This is a genomic window from Micromonospora sp. NPDC005173 (assembly GCF_040608515.1).
GTDB lineage: Bacteria > Actinomycetota > Actinomycetes > Mycobacteriales > Micromonosporaceae > Micromonospora.
Genome location: NZ_JBEXIK010000037.1, coordinates 21148 through 35553, shown reverse-complemented (window position 1 = coordinate 35553; position 14406 = coordinate 21148). Strand labels below are relative to the sequence as shown.

At 69.8% G+C, this 14406-nt stretch carries 12 protein-coding genes and 1 pseudogene; 6 read left to right on the top strand and 7 right to left on the bottom strand.

Annotated features, from left to right (window positions below; translation table 11 throughout):
* Positions 1-237: 237 nt before the first annotated feature.
* Entirely contained in the window at positions 238-2127 is a 1890-nt protein-coding gene (locus ABZV00_RS28905; protein ID WP_355611759.1) for a hypothetical protein, read from the top strand.
* 48 nt (positions 2128-2175) lie between these two features.
* Here ABZV00_RS28905 and ABZV00_RS28900 read toward each other — a convergent pair.
* A pseudogene (locus tag ABZV00_RS28900) lies at positions 2176-2487 on the bottom strand (hypothetical protein); the annotation flags it as partial.
* 210 nt (positions 2488-2697) lie between these two features.
* Between ABZV00_RS28900 and ABZV00_RS28895 the strand changes: the two are divergent.
* Positions 2698-3846, top strand: a complete 1149-nt coding sequence (locus tag ABZV00_RS28895; RefSeq protein ID WP_355611756.1) for a hypothetical protein — start codon at positions 2698-2700, stop codon at positions 3844-3846.
* A 95-nt stretch (positions 3847-3941) separates the two neighbouring features.
* On the opposite strand, the gene ABZV00_RS28890 is transcribed toward ABZV00_RS28895, so the two are convergent.
* The 5 genes from ABZV00_RS28890 to ABZV00_RS28870 all read right to left on the bottom strand — a co-directional run bounded on the left by ABZV00_RS28890 (position 3942) and on the right by ABZV00_RS28870 (position 7425).
* The gene (locus ABZV00_RS28890) at positions 3942-4718 is read right to left on the bottom strand and encodes a sulfite exporter TauE/SafE family protein (protein ID WP_355611753.1); all 777 of its coding nucleotides are present in this window, start codon (positions 4716-4718) and stop codon (positions 3942-3944) included.
* On the bottom strand, positions 4715-5296 hold the full coding sequence (locus ABZV00_RS28885; protein WP_355611750.1) for a rhodanese-like domain-containing protein: 582 nt from the start codon (positions 5294-5296) through the stop codon (positions 4715-4717). Before ABZV00_RS28885 ends, ABZV00_RS28890 begins: the two co-directional genes overlap by 4 nt.
* Entirely contained in the window at positions 5293-6696 is a 1404-nt protein-coding gene (locus tag ABZV00_RS28880) for an MBL fold metallo-hydrolase (protein WP_355611747.1), read from the bottom strand. Before ABZV00_RS28880 ends, ABZV00_RS28885 begins: the two co-directional genes overlap by 4 nt.
* Before the next feature lie 43 nt (positions 6697-6739).
* Positions 6740-7051 (bottom strand): rhodanese-like domain-containing protein, encoded by a 312-nt coding sequence (locus ABZV00_RS28875; protein ID WP_355611744.1) that lies wholly within the window; start codon positions 7049-7051, stop codon positions 6740-6742.
* Positions 7052-7155: 104 nt separating this feature from the next.
* Positions 7156-7425, bottom strand: coding sequence for a metal-sensitive transcriptional regulator (locus ABZV00_RS28870; protein WP_328418303.1), 270 nt, complete (start codon positions 7423-7425; stop codon positions 7156-7158).
* Positions 7426-7874: 449 nt separating this feature from the next.
* On the opposite strand from ABZV00_RS28870, the gene ABZV00_RS28865 reads away from it, so the two are divergent.
* Positions 7875-8279, top strand: coding sequence for a GNAT family N-acetyltransferase (locus ABZV00_RS28865; RefSeq protein WP_355611741.1), 405 nt, complete (start codon positions 7875-7877; stop codon positions 8277-8279).
* 76 nt (positions 8280-8355) lie between these two features.
* Here the strand turns inward: ABZV00_RS28865 and ABZV00_RS28860 are convergent, their stop codons facing one another.
* On the bottom strand, positions 8356-8892 hold the full coding sequence (locus ABZV00_RS28860; protein WP_355611738.1) for a TetR/AcrR family transcriptional regulator: 537 nt from the start codon (positions 8890-8892) through the stop codon (positions 8356-8358).
* A 145-nt stretch (positions 8893-9037) separates the two neighbouring features.
* Between ABZV00_RS28860 and ABZV00_RS28855 the strand changes: the two genes are divergently transcribed.
* The 3 genes from ABZV00_RS28855 (at position 9038) to ABZV00_RS28845 (ending at position 14379) form a co-directional block, all read left to right on the top strand.
* Positions 9038-10429, top strand: a complete 1392-nt coding sequence (locus ABZV00_RS28855) for an MFS transporter (protein WP_355611735.1) — start codon at positions 9038-9040, stop codon at positions 10427-10429.
* Positions 10430-10634: 205 nt separating this feature from the next.
* Positions 10635-13856 (top strand): efflux RND transporter permease subunit, encoded by a 3222-nt coding sequence (locus ABZV00_RS28850; protein ID WP_355611732.1) that lies wholly within the window; start codon positions 10635-10637, stop codon positions 13854-13856.
* 43 nt (positions 13857-13899) lie between these two features.
* Entirely contained in the window at positions 13900-14379 is a 480-nt protein-coding gene (locus ABZV00_RS28845; RefSeq protein ID WP_355611729.1) for a hypothetical protein, read from the top strand.
* Positions 14380-14406 lie beyond the last annotated feature (27 nt).

Here is a 14406-nt window from a genome sequence, read left to right as displayed (position 1 = left end):
ATCCTTTTGCCGCGTCGTCAGGGGTGAAGGCCCCGCCGCCGGGACGGCGACATCGCGTTCCTACCCCGGTGCCGCGCCTGTCCGTACCTGCCCTCGACGTCCACATGCTCACCAATGTGGGCGGCACCACGTACCTCGCGCGCCTGGTCGAATTGAGGTAGCCGCTGGCACGGCGGTCCGACGTGGAATCCGTCATTTCGGTGAAAGTCGGTGCATTAGGTGCGTAACGTGCCCGACATGGTCTCTCGCACTTGGCGTAACCTGTTGCTCACAGCGGTCGGGATGGGCGTGCTCGCCGGTGCCGGTCAGCTCGGCATCGCGTTCAGCTTCGGCATCGTCCAGCTCACCGGCGCCTCCGCCGGCGCCACCGTCAACCAATGGCCTTCCCAGCTCGTCTGGGTGGGCTGGTTCGCGGCGCACGCCGCCGTAGCCGGCACCGTCGTCACCGCACGCCTGGCCCGCCGGTACGGGATGCTGGGGAGCACGGGCAGATTGGTGGCCGTCGCCGCCGCCGCCGCGCTGGGCGCCACCGTTGTGGCGCCGCTCTGCGTCCGGCCGGCCCAGGCCGCCGAGCGCTTCTCTGTGGACCCGATCTGGGCCGTCGCCATCTGTGCGACCATCGGCGCGCTGGTCGGCGCGGGTGCCGCGATCGCCGTACTGGTGAAGCCGCCGCTGGGCTGGAACATGGCGGCGGTGGGCGGCGTGGTCTGGCTGCTGGCGCTCGTCTCGGTCGTCCCGTCGCTCGCAACCGGCGGGCCGTTGCCCGCCGTACGGCTCGGTGTGCTGGAGCCGGCCGGGCTCGACGCCGACACGGCACGCCGGCAGGCGATCCTGATTCTGCCGGCGGTCGCCCTGCTCATCGGCGCGGCGACCGGCGGGCTGGCCCGCAGGCGCGGGCATCCGCCGCTGGTCAACGGCGCGACCGGCACGGCCGGCGCAGCGCTGGTCGCGTTCGCCTACCTGACCGCCGGTCCCGGCGACGCCGTCGACCGGTACCAGATCACGCCGTACTACGTCGCGTTGCTCGCCGTCGCCGCCGGTGTGCTCGGTTCGGCCGCCGCCGCGTTGCTCCGCTGGCCGTTCCAGGCGCGCACCGCCGAAGCGCGGGTCGTCGAGCCGACCGACAGCCACCGTCCGCTGTCCGCCGACCCCGCCGTGCCGCAGGCCATGACGCTGGCCGCTGGTGGTTCGACCGACGAGCCGGAGCCGGTCGACCTGGCCGGCACGGGGCCGGTCGCCGACGCGACCGCAGCGAAGCTCCCGACCGCAGCCGAACCGCTGGGCTTCGGTACGCCGGCTGGCGACCGGGACGCCAGCGCCGTACCGGCCGACTCCGCGACGTGGACCGCCGCACCGGCCGTTACCGCCGCATCGGCCGCACCCGCCGACCTCGCCACACCGGCCGACCACGACGACACCCCGGAGACATCGGAACCGGTCCCCGCGACGGCGGCCTACCTTCCCGCGGGACCCGGCGGGGACGGCTCCGGGACGGCGGAGGCCGAGGCCGACAACACCGAACCCGATGGGATGCCTTCCGACGGGGCACTCGTCGCCCCGGGGACCCGCCGGATATACCAGCCGCCGAAGACCGACCGGACGCGGGTTCAGGCGACCCGGCCGGTCGTTCCGGCGCGGCGGGTGCCGCCCTCGACCGAGCCCGCTCCGGGCGCCGAGGCGACCCACTCGGCCGGCACGCGAGAGAGGCTTGAACCGGCGCTTCCACCTCGGATCCGGCCGCCGCTGCCCAACCTGAACCAGGCCGCGAACTGGGACGCCCTCGCGACCGCCCGGCGCGCCGGGCCCCCGCCCACGACCGCGCCGGCCGGCCCCGCCGGGACCGGTCCGGTCGCCAAGGTTCCCGCGCCGGCCGCCTCGGCATCCGTCGTCGAGGCGGGACGGGCCAGCGGGCGGGCCAGCGGGCGGCTGGGCCTGTTCCGGCGCAACAAGTCCCGGGCCGACGGGGACGGCGCGGGCACCCCGGGGAACGGCGAGCTGCTGCCGAGACAGGACGCGGAGTTCGTCGACTGGGTGACCCGGCTGGGCAAGCCGGTGGCCGACAACGAGCGGGATCAGGAGAGCGGTCGCCAGTCAATCCGCTCCACCGGCCACGACCACGGCGACTGACCTCCGCTGTCAGGCCCGCCGCTGCCCAACGACCTGATCGCGCTCGGTGTCGGCCTCCACGGCGGTTCCCCCGACGCCGAGCGCCCGCGCCAGCAGGGCCCGCTGCGGATGGGTGGCCACCTCCTGCGCGCCGAGCCGGCCCTGGTCGACCCGCGACTGCACGTACGTGTGGTCGCGGGTCAGCTGGGACAGATCGCCGTCCCGCAGCGCGTACGCCCGGGGTTTCGCCGACGTGCACCAGCGCGAGCCGGCCGCCGGAGCGCAGCATCGCCGTGAGCGTGTTGACCGGCTGGTGGCCGCCGACCGCCGCACGGCGCGGTCGGCGTCAGTGACCGCGTCGGCCAGCATGCCAAGCAGGTCCGGGCCCGCCGCGACCATTGGCTCCAGCCGGGCGAGGGCATCAACGGGCGCGGCGCCGCCGGCGCCGTCTCCCCCTTCCTGGCGATCTTCGAATGTCCAGGTCACGGCCCGGGGCGGCCCGTTTCAGCACATCGTGGACATGGACTGCTCCACGGGCGTGGGACGTGCATATGCTCCGGGCAACGGTCGCCCACCTTCAGGGGGCACACCATGCTCAAGACCCACACAACGAGCCAGAATCTTCGTCACTTTCCCGTCGAAGCCCAGCGGATGGCCGACGCGGCGATCCAGGAGCGCGAGGAGCGTCTCCGGACGATCAGTAACGCGCGCAACCGCAAAGCCGCGGAGGTGGCGGCTGGCGCCAGTGACCGGCTGCGTCGCCTGCTGGGGGACGACAACTGGGCGGACCTGACGACGCTGATGCACCAGGAGCGGCTGGCGCTTCGTGACCTGCTCCAGCCGCCGCACGGCTTGGAGTCGACCTTCGCTGACCTGAACGAGGCCCGCAAACAGAAGGCCGATGCGTTTCTCCGCGCCCGGAAGGTCCGGCGTGACGAGCTTGCCGAGATCAGGGAGGACTACCACGAGGCGATGGCCGACGTCCTCGCCCCGGTGGATGCGCACGTCACCCCGGGCTTCCACCTGTCCAGCCACCTCGACAGGTGGCTGAGGCTGTCGCCGTTCCACGCGCACGCGCTTCCGTGGGGGGTCATCATCGCGGACGGCGACCCGGGCCCGCACCGGTGGGAGGTCCACCGTCCGCCGTTCTTCGGGTTCAACTTCGGCTTCGTCCCGGTACGCAATGACAACTTCATCGTCGATCGGATGCACACGTTGAATCCGTCGCTCGGTGACGTCGGCATCACCGTCACGATGGACGACGGCGACGCCGGCGACTTCGACTACGCCTCGGGCGACGGCTTCAGCGCGATAGCCTTCTCCTTCACACCGCCGACGGCAGGTCTGGTCGAGGTGCTCATCGACGCCCAGTCCGTTGAGGCGACGCACCGGTTGAGGACGGAGAACGAGTGGGGGTGGTCGAACTCCACCACCGGCCAGGGCAACTTCCTGATGCTCGACGTCCTGCATCCCAGCGTGGCCGAGCCGTCGTACGCCCAGATGTCAGCCTTCCACCTGCAGACCGACGACGATTCCAGCCATGTCCGCGAGAACCTGACCCGAGGCGCCCATTACTTCGCGCACCTGTTCAGCGCCGGTCCGGTGCCCGCGAATGAGCCCGTGATCGTGTGCGCGGGGACGCGGTCGTTCGACTTGAGCGGCACCAACGACGTCTCCATCCACAGCAGGTCCGACTTCCGGTGGTTCATCAGCTCGGTGGAGGTGCGGATCTCGCCATAGTCGACGTCCTTGGCGGTGGCGTGCGACGTCGGCATCATCAGGGGTGGACCTCGTTGGGAGGCTCATCCTGCTGCTGGCGTGGTTTCCCGTCGCGCTTAGTTGGCGGGTGGGTTGATGGCGGCCTGGATGGCGACGAAGGCCGCGATGACCATGACGAGGTAGGCGAAAGCGCGGCTCAGGTGCCGAGCGGGTACCCGAGAGGCGAAGCGTGCCGCGGCGAGGGACCCGATGATCGCCGCGACGGTGAAGGCGCCAGCGATGCGGTAGTCGAGTGTGGCGTCCCCGGAGTGGGCGGCGAATCCGGCCGCAGAGTTGATGACGATGATGACCAGCGACGTGCCGACGGCGGCGGGCATGGGCAGGCCCAGCAGCAGTACCAGGGCGGGGATGATGAGGAAGCCGCCGCCGACGCCGAACAAGCCGGTGAGGAAGCCGACCGCGATGCCCGCGCCGACGGACTTGGGCAGGCAGCCGCGCCAGTTGACGCCACCGCCGGGCAGGGCGCAGTCGCCGCCCGCCTCGCCTTGATCCCGCAGCATCCTCAGCGCCGCAGCAACCATGAGTCCGGCGAAGCCGATCAGGACGACGCGGGGGTCGAGCAGTCGGTTGACCGCAGCGCCGGCGAACGCCGCTGCGGCACCGGCGGCACCGACAATCCCGGCGATCCGCCAGCGGATCTGCCCAGCACGGAGCCGGGGCAGCAGGGCGGTGGCCGAGGAGATGCCGACGACCAGCAGCGACGTCGGTACGGCGGCGCTCAGCGGCAGCCCTGCGCCGTAGACCAGAGCGGGGACGGCGAGGATGGAACCGCCGCCCCCGAGCAGGCCGAGCAGAATGCCGATGACCGTGCCGAGCCCGAGGGCAGCGGTCACGACCGCGGGCCGGCCAGGGCCGCGACGACGCCTTCGAGGTCGGTGCGCGGGCCGCGGTTGTAGGGCAGCTTGGACAACAGCATCCCCATCGCGCAGGTGTTGGTCACCGCGGCGACGGTCAGGCCGGCGCCGATGAACGCGGCGACCCATTTTGCCGGGGGGAACACCATGCTGACCAGTACGGCGACGAGCACGATGGACCCGGCGGTCAGGCGTACCTGGCGTTCGAGATCCCAGCGGGCTCTGCCCGTGCGGATCGGCGCGCCGGCGGCCTGCCAAGCGGTGATGCCGCCGTGCAGCACGCGCACGTTCGGCAGGCCTGCGGCGGCGAGCGCTGCTTCGGCGGTGGCGGCGCGTTGCCCGGAGCGGCAGACGAGCACGACCTGTTCGTCGAGGTGCGCGCGCAATTCGTCGCGGTGTTCGCGCAGCAGGTCGAGTGGCACGTTGTAGGAGCCGGGGATGTGCGCGGTCTCGAACTCGCCCGGGGTGCGCACGTCGATCAGGCGTGGGGCGTTGCCGGTGCTGATCTGATGGTGCAGGTCGGTGGCTTGGACGGTGGCGGGGGTGCCGGTGGTCACGCGGTCTCCTTGCTGGTGATGATGGTCAGGCCGGTGTTGGCGGCCTTGGCGTAGGCGTCGTCGATGTGCACCGCAGTGCGGCCGGCGCGTTGCAGCAGGCTGGTCGCGGCGGCGGCGCGGTAGCCGGAGCCGCAGTGCACCCACACTGTGCCGGCGGGCACGTCAGCGAGGCGGTGCGGCAGGTCGGGCAGCGGGATGTGCACGGCGCCGTCGATATGCCCGGTGCGCCACTCGTTGGTCATTCGCACGTCCAGCACCACCTCGGGTGCGGGCAGGCTGTGCGGGACGGCTCCGTCGCGGGCAGCGGCCAGGTCGTCGAACGTGGCGGTGGTGAGTTCGGCCAGGCGAGTGTCGTCGCCGTCCGCCCAGTCGTCTGGGTGGCCGGTGGCTGCGGCGGCCGGCCGGTCGATGCCAATGCGGGCGAGTTCGCGCTGGGCGTCGGCGACTTGCTGCTCGCTCTCGCCGAGCAGGGTGATGGGCGCGCCCCAGGGTGCCATCCAGCCGAGCCAGGTCGACATCGGCCCGTCCAGGCCGAAGCTGAGGGTGCCGGTCAGGTGCCGGTGCGCGAACGCCTTGCGTGAGCGTAGGTCGACCACCCACTCGCCGGCGGCGATGCGATTGGCGAGTTCGGCCGGGTCGGCGCGGCGGGCCGGCGTCAGGTCGATCAGGTCGGCGCCGTCGGTGTTACGGGCGCCCATATGCGCGTAGTACGAAGGGTAGGCGTCCAGCCCGGCGAGGGTCTCGGCGACGAACGCCTCGTTTTCCAGTCGCAGCGCCGGGTTCACCTGCCGCTCCCGGCCGATCGTCGAGTCCGGGGCGTCGGACTGGGTGGCGGAGCAGAAGCTGCCGAAGCCGTGCGTCGGCCAGACGTGAGCGCCGTCGGGCAGCAGATCGGCGAGCCGACGCACCGAATCGTGCTGATGCCCGGCCAGCGTGTGTGCGTGCTGCTCACCGAGCAGGTCGGTGCGCCCAGTCGTGCCGAACAGCAGCGAGCCACCGGTGAACACCCCCTGCGGCCCGTTAGGGCCGTGCAGGACGTAGGACACGTGGTGGAACGTGTGCCCGGGGGTGGCGACCACGCCGATCCGCATCTCGTCGGACACGGTGATCTCGTCGCCGTCGGCGACCGGCAACCGCTCGAAACCCACCGTGTCGGCGCCGGCCACCAGGTAGGTGGCGCCAGTCAGCCGGGCCAGTGCCAGGCCGCCGGAGACGTAGTCGTTGTGCAGGTGCGTCTCGGCCACGTGTGTGATCTGGACCCCGAGCCGGCCCGCGAGGGCCAGCACCCGACCGATGTCGCGCTGCGGGTCCACCACGACCGCGACCCGCCCGTCGTGCGCCAGGTAACTGCGGTCACCCAGTGACGAGGTGTCCACGACCTCCACCTCAATGCCAGTCATCATCGTCTCCGATCTTGGATTTCTGTGGTCTTGCTGCGGCCGCTCATCGGGTCGCGCCTTGCTCGATCGGGTGACCGGCGCGCACCCAGGCCTGCGTGCCGCCGGTCAGCGACCACGCGCGGGCACCGGCGGCGTCGAGGACCTGCGCGGCCATCGCGCTGCGCCCACCGGACGCGCACACCGCCACCACGTCCTGCCCGGCGAACCGCCGAGCAGCCTCGGGCAGCTCGTCCAAGGGCAGATTCACCGCGCCCGGCAGGTGGCCTGCCGCGAACTCGGCCGGGCTGCGTACATCCAGCACCACAGCGCCCTCACGTCGGCGCAACCCGTCCAGGTCGATCTCCCGAACCGTCACAGATTCACTCCTCGCGGTGAATACCCCGGAGGGTATGTGTTGAAGAGAATTGTGGGAAGTGGGCAGGCGACATGTCCCCGCCGAAGCGGGGCAGCCCACTCGGGTCAGGACAACGCCATGAACAGCTTCTCCAGCTGCTCCTCGGTCATCGGCGGCTGCTCGCCACGCTCGCGTGCCTGCTGACATTGCCGCATCCCCGTCGAAATGATCTTGAAGCCGGCCTTGTCCAGGGCACGCGACACAGCGGCAAGCTGAGTCAATACCCGCTCACAGTCGTCACCGTTCTCGATCATGGCGATCACCGCGCCCAGCTGTCCGTTAGCGCGCTTCAACCGCGTCACCGCGTCCGACAGCACCTTGGCGTCCATCTCCACGTCGCCCCACCTCCGCGATCCAACATACCCCCTGGGGTATCCATCGGGCTGTGGAACACCTCACGCACCGTTGCCCTCAGCCCACAGATGGGATCGTCACGGCGGAGTCTGGGCGGGTCCAGCCGCAGGAATGGACACGGGTGTGCTCCCCGACGTGTGCCGTAGGGGCGGAAGCGGTCGCCGAGCGGCACCGGCGCAGCTGGATTTTGCGCTCGAACTCGAACCATTCGTCGGGCGAGACGGCGCGGTACTCGCTGGAATCGCGGGCTGATCCGCCGACCCGACACAGGTTCAACACGTCCGCCGGCCCCCCAACGCAACACGCGCCGCATCGAGTCCCAAGCCGGCTGTCGCCCGACCTCCCGCATGAACCAGGGCGCCGACTGATACCCGCCGGGGGTATGCTGTCGGCGCTCATGTAGTACGGCTCTGTCAAATGCGAGGAACCCGTGACCTACCTCCTACGAGTAGAAACACCTTCCGTTGAGGTCTATCGGCATCTGCGGGTCGCCGCCGGGCTAAGTCCTAAATCCGTTGACGCCGCGACGAATGGCCTGGCGGGAACCTGGCACGCTGTCGTCGTCTATGACGATGACCATCCAGTGGGCATGGGCCGGATCATCGGCGACGGTGGCACCGCGTTCCAGATCGTTGACATGTGCGTTCTGCCCGAGCATCAGGGGCTCGGAGTCGGCAAGAGGATCATGGCTGCACTGATGGAGCGGCTCGTGGATCGGGCACCTCGCACCGCCTACGTCTCACTCATCGCAGACGGCAAGGCGCGCTACCTCTATGCGCAGTACGGCTTCGCGGAGACCGCGCCGGAGTCGGTGGGCATGGCTCGCCAACTCTGACGATGTGGCGCTGCGGGACGGTCGTCCGCGTGGACGCTCGGGTAGTCAGCAGCACCACGCCACTGGCGCAGCCCCGCTACGCGTTGGCCCGTGTGTAGGCGGCCAGGACGGTCTCGGAGATGAGGCGTGGTGCGTCCGCCTGCTCTACGAGTCCGTTGGCCACGTCCACCGCCGCACCCTTCAGCAGGTGGTGCAGGACGCTGGTCAGCCAGGTCGCCGGAAGGTCGTCTCGAAAGGCTCCTTCGGCTTGACCGCGCCGGATCAGCTCGTCGACGCGCTGGGCAGGTTCCGCGTGCAGTTGCTGCACCCGTCCGGGAGGGAGCGCCGCCTGCGCCGCTGCAAGGACGGCGCTCGCCCGGGCGATCAGTAGCCAGCTCGACTCGATCAGGACGCGCAATGCCCGTCGAGGGTCGCCTGAGAGATCCAGACTCGCCAGGACCGTCTCCCCCTCGGATATGACTCGTACCAACGCGGCCTCGATGAGGGCATCCCGAGTCGGGAAGTGCCCGTAGAGGGTGACTCGACCCACTCCCGCGGCCTGGGCGATCTCGCTCACGCTCGCGTCAGCGTTTCGACTGAGGCTGGCGACCGCTGCATCCAGGATCTTCTCCACGTTCTGCCGAGCGTCGGCTCTGCGGGCCTGGCTGGTTCCCGAGCGGGACATGCAACTCCCTCAAGTCGAACAGTGCTGTATGAGTTATGGTAGCCGCTACAACTCGAACATCACTGTTCAACTTACCTGAAGGAGGCGGATAGTCATGGCCGAAACCATGGCCCCGACGAGTCCGACCCGCGGTCCCAACCCGCACCGCTGGAAGATCCTGGGACTCGTCGGCGTCGCCCAATTGATGTTGATCCTGGATGTCACAGTCGTCGCGATCGCCCTTCCGCACGTGGGTGCGGACCTCGGCCTCGAGCGGGAGACCCTCACCTGGGTGGTGAGCGGCTACACCCTCGCCTTCGGTGGCCTGCTGCTACTCGGGGGCCGCGCCGCCGACCTGTTCGGAGCCCGACGCCTTGTCATCATGGGGCTCCTGTTGTTCACCGCCGCGTCCCTGCTCGCAGGACTGGCAACCAACGGCCCCATGCTGCTGGGCGGTCGCATCGCCCAGGGCGTTGCTGCGGCGATCCTGTCCCCCGCCGCGCTCTCTCTGGTCGTCACGATCTTCGAGGGCGACGAACGCAACAAGGCCCTCGGGATCTGGTCTGCGTTGGGCGGTAGCGGGGCCGCCCTGGGGGTCCTCCTCGGTGGCCTGCTGACCGCTGGACCGGGCTGGCCGTGGGTGTTCTTCATCAACGTCCCGGTGGGACTCGTCCTGCTGCTCATCCTGCGGGTGCAACTCCCGCCGCAGCAGAGCACCGGCGCGCCGGGTCGGCTGGACGTACCGGGAGCAGCGCTGGTGACCGCTGCCACCGGCACCCTGATCTACGCCCTGATTAGGGCTGGAGACCAGGGCTGGGGCACTCCGACGACTGCGGCACTCCTCGCGACGGCTGTGGTTCTCTACGGTGGTTTCATCGTCCGTCAGCGCCTCGCGGCGAGCCCGCTCATGGATTTGCGACTGCTGTTGCGCCGACCGGTGGCGACCGGGACTCTGCTGATCCTGGTGGCCACCGCCCTGATGATCACTGTTTTCTTCCTCGGGTCGTTCTATCTTCAGGACCACCGCGGGTACGGCGCCCTCCAGACCGGGTTGCTCTTTCTCCCGGTAGCGCTCGCGACCATGCTCGGGGCCAACGCAGCGGGCCGCGTCATTGGTCGTACGGGCCCGCGCACCCTTGCCGTGCTGGGACTTCTCCTCGCCGCGGCGGGCTTCGTGATCCCCGCGCTATGGGGCGGGACCGCGGCGATGGTTTCCGGCGTCAGCCTTGCCGCCGCCGGCACCGGGGCCGTCTTCGTCGTCGCATCCGCGACCGCTCTAGCGCAGATCGATCCACGAGAGGCCGGGCTGGCGTCTGGAATCGTCAGCACGTTCCACGAGTTCGGCGCATCGCTCGGCGCCGCTGTGGTGTCGAGCGTGGCCGCGGCGAGTATCGCCGGGAACAGCACTGACGGGTTCTCCCGTGGTTTCACCACCGGCGCCATCATCGCGGCCGTCGCCGCCGGCTTGGCCTTCATCATCACGCCCAGGCCACGCTCCAGTAACTGATCCCCGAACATGTCGCCGGTGGAGTGGGACTCCACCGGCGACACGTTCGGCCAAGGGCAGGCGTGGATCGCGCTGACCGACAGCAGCTTCCGGCACGCCTGCTGTGAGCCCACTGTGAGCCCACTGTGAGCAAAGCGTGAGCGGGCGGCCTCAATCTTGGCCCTGGTCGGCAGACCGATGAACTCCAACTGAGAGGTCTCGGGCCATGATGCGGTGGATCGTCGGGTCAAGCGTCAAATATCAACGGCTGGTGCTCGCCATCGCCGTGGCCCTGATGGCCGTCGGCTTCGTTCAGCTTCGCAACACGTCGGTCGAGGCCCTGCCGGAGTTCGGGCCGGTGCGGGTGGACGTGCAGGTCGAGGCCCTCGGGCTCTCCGCCGAGGAGGTGGAGAATCTGATCACCAACCCGATGGAGAACGAATTCTTCAACGGAATCCCATGGCTGGCCAAGCTCGAGTCCCGCACGCTACCGGGATTGTCGTCGATGGAGATGACGTTCGAGCCCGGCACGGACCCTATCCGGGCCAGGCAGGTCGTGCAGGAGCGCCTGACCATGGTCGCCATGCTGCCGGCCGCCTCGTCGAGGCCGCCGCTGGTGGTGCAGCCCCTCTCGTCGACCGGCCGGCTCATGATGATCGGTCTGTCGTCCCAGGATCGCTCACTGATCGACATGTCGTTGCTGTCGCGCTGGACGATCGTGCCCCGCCTGCTGAGCATCCACGGCGTGGCCAACGTGGCCATCTGGGGGTTCCGCGACCGGCAACTGCAGGTGCAGGTCGATCCCTCCAAGCTGATGCAGAGCGGCATCACGCTGGACCAGGTCCTGCGCACGTCGGCGAACGCGCTGTGGGTCTCGCCGCTCACCTTTGTGGAGGCGTCGACACCCGGGCTGGGCGGGTTCATCGACACCCCCAACCAGCGGATCGAAATCCAGCACAACCAGCCGATCAAGACTGCTACGGATCTCGGCAAGGTCACCGTTCAGGGCGCCGAGGACCGCGGAGTGCTGCTGGGTGATGTCACCCAGATCGTCGAGGACCACCAACTCCTCATCGGCGACGCGGTCGTCAAGGACAGTCCGAGCCTCATGCTCGTGGTGGAGAGGTTCCCGGGCGCCAACGTGGCGGCCGTGACCCGGGACGTGGAGGCTGCACTCGACGAGCTGCGACCCGCCGTGCCGAGCGTCGAGATCGACACGACGGTGTACCGGCCGGCCACCTTCATCGAAAAGATGGTCGACCACCTCACCACGACGCTGATCCTCGGCGCCATCCTCCTGCTGCTGGTGCTCTGCGCCTTCCTGTTCAACTGGCGCACCGCGCTGGTCAGCCTGCTGACCATCGCGTCCTCCGTGGCGGTGACGGTGCTCGTCCTGTCCTGGTTCGGCGTGACCCTCAACATGATGTCCCTGGCAGGGCTGGTGATGGCCCTCGCCATCGTCGTGGACGACGCCGTGGTCTGCGTCGACAACATCCGGCGACGGCTGCGGCAGCACCGCGAGGAGGCGTCCGACGAGCCGGTCTCCGACACCATCCGTACGGCCATCCTCGAGATGCGCGGCCCACTCTTCGTCGCAGCCCTGATCGCCGCGGTTTCGGTGGTGCCCCTCTTCATCCTCGACGGGGTGCGCGGGGCGTTCCTCACCCCGGTCGCCCAGGGCTTCCTGGCCGCCACGGTGGTCTCCCTGGTGGTCGCGGTGACGCTGGCCCCCGTGCTGGCCACGCTCCTGCTCTCCCGGTCGTCGCTGCAGCACGGCCAGTCGCCGCTCGCCCGAGCTTTGGAGCGGGCGTACGGCGCGCTGCTGCCCCGGCTGCTCCGCCGGCCCGTCTGGTCCTATGCCCTGGTCGGACTCCTCGTGGTGGCGGGCCTGGCCGCTCTACCGTTCCTCGGCTCGCGGCCGCTGTCCCCGACGCTTCAGGAGCGCGACCTGCTGATCACCTGGGAGGCGCCGCCCGGCACCTCCCGACCGGAGATGAACCGGATCACGGGTGCGCTCAGTGCCGAACTGCGGGCCATCCAGGGAGTACGCAACGTCGGCGCCCACACCGGGCGGGCACTGGCATCGGACCAGGTCGTCAACATGAACTCGGGCGAGGTGTGGCTCAGTGTCGACCCGGAGGCCGACTACGGCCGGGCCCTGACCGCCGTGCAGCAGGTGGTGGATGGCTATCCCGGGGTGCAGAGCGACGTGATCACCTACTCGGACAAGCGGATCCGGGAGGTGGTGACCCGCGGTGCCACGGAGGACCTCATCGTGCGCATCTACGGCAACGACTACACGGTGCTCAACGAGAAGGCCCAGGAGGTCCTCGGCGTCATCGCCGCCATCGACGGCGTCACCGAGCCACGGGTACGGTCCGCAGAGGTCGCGCCGACGGTGGAGATCGAGGTCTCCGTCGCCAAGGCCGCGAAGTACGGGCTCAAGCCGGGCGACGTGCGCCGGTCGGCCGCCACCCTCGTCTCGTCCACCGTCGCGGGCAACCTCTTCGACGACCAGAAGGTGTTCGAGGTCGTCGTGTGGGGCGTCCCCACGGTGCGCCAGAACCTGTCCACCATCCAGAACCTTCTGATCGACGCGCCGGTCGGAGGCCCGCGTGGCGGCCCGACCCAGGTGCGGCTGGCGGACGTTGCCGACGTCAGAGTCGTGGCGAAGCCGGAGGTCATCACACACGACCAGGTCTCCCGCAGCATGGACGTCGTCGCGACCGTGCGCGGGCGTGGTCTGGGTGCCGTGACCAGCGAGGTCAAGGACCGGCTCGCGCAGGTGACCTTCCCCCGTGAGCACCACCTGGAGGTGCTCGGTGAGGCCCAGGCAAAGGCGAGTTCCGACGTCCGCGTCTGGACCTTCGTGATCGGCGCCGTGATCCTGATCTTCTTCCTGCTGCAGGCCGGCTTCGGTAGCTGGCGGGTGGCGTCGCTGTACTTCCTGCTCCTGCCGACGGCATTGGCGGGCGGGCTGCTGCTGGCGGCCGTCGACCGGTCGGCCGTCTCGGTGGTCGCGCTGCTGGGGCTGCTCACCGTGCTGGCCATGGCCGTTCGGGGCGGCACGCTGCAGATCATGCGGTACCAGCGGCTGGCAGAGGAAGGCCACACGCCAGGTGCCGAGCTGGTCGAGCTCGGGTCACGGCAGCAGTTCATCCCGGCCGTGACGGGCATCCTGGCGGCGGGGATGGCTCTGCTTCCCATGGTGATCTACGGCGGCGTCTCCGGCCTCGAGATCGTGAGCCCGCTCGCCCTGATCATCCTTGGTGGCCTGGTCACGACCGCGCTGCTGAACCTGCTCGTCCTGCCCGTGCTGTATCTGCGGTTCGCCGTCCGGTCTCCATCGGTGGCCGGGTCGGAGCCTCGGACCGGATCGATACCCGCGCCCAGGCCAGAACCCGGTGCGGCGGGCAAGGAAACCCCTTCAAGTCCGGCTCCGGCCTGATCGGAACCAGGAGAGTCCCATGCACAGACAAGGAGGCGACCACATGCGACACAGTGGTCGGTGGATGGCAGCGATCCTGATCACGCTGGGCTTGGCGGCCTGCACGGCACCCGCCTCGAACACCTCGGGTGGCCACAAGGACAGCCCGGCCAGTGTCGAGGCGATACCGGGCAAGGACGTCAAGAAGGTGACGCTGACCGAGCAGGCGGCGCGCCGGGTGGGCATCGCGACGGTCACGATCGGCGCGGCGCAGACCGCGCCGCCGGTCGGGCCGACCCCGTCGCCGGGCACGCCGGCGACCGTGGTGCCGTACTCGGCAGTGCTCTACGACCCGACCGGCCTGGCCTGGGTCTATGCGGTTCCCCAGCCGTTGACCTACGTCCGGGAGAAGGTCGTGGTGGCGACCGTGGGCGGGGCGCGCGGGACCGACGCGTTCCTTGCGCAGGCACCACCGGCGGGGACCTCGATCGTGACGACAGGCGTGATCGAACTCTGGGGAGCCGAGCTCGGGGTCGGCAAGTAGTCCATCCAGTCGCTACGAGGGTAGGGA

Coding starts and splice junctions, on each gene's coding strand:
- ABZV00_RS28905 (WP_355611759.1), top strand. CDS start 238: ATGGTCTCTCGCACTTGGCGTAACCTGTTGCTCACAGCGGTCGGGATG.
- ABZV00_RS28895 (WP_355611756.1), top strand. CDS start 2,698: ATGCTCAAGACCCACACAACGAGCCAGAATCTTCGTCACTTTCCCGTC.
- ABZV00_RS28880 (WP_355611747.1), bottom strand. CDS start 6,696: ATGACTGGCATTGAGGTGGAGGTCGTGGACACCTCGTCACTGGGTGAC.
- ABZV00_RS28855 (WP_355611735.1), top strand. CDS start 9,038: ATGGCCGAAACCATGGCCCCGACGAGTCCGACCCGCGGTCCCAACCCG.
- ABZV00_RS28850 (WP_355611732.1), top strand. CDS start 10,635: ATGATGCGGTGGATCGTCGGGTCAAGCGTCAAATATCAACGGCTGGTG.
- ABZV00_RS28845 (WP_355611729.1), top strand. CDS start 13,900: ATGCGACACAGTGGTCGGTGGATGGCAGCGATCCTGATCACGCTGGGC.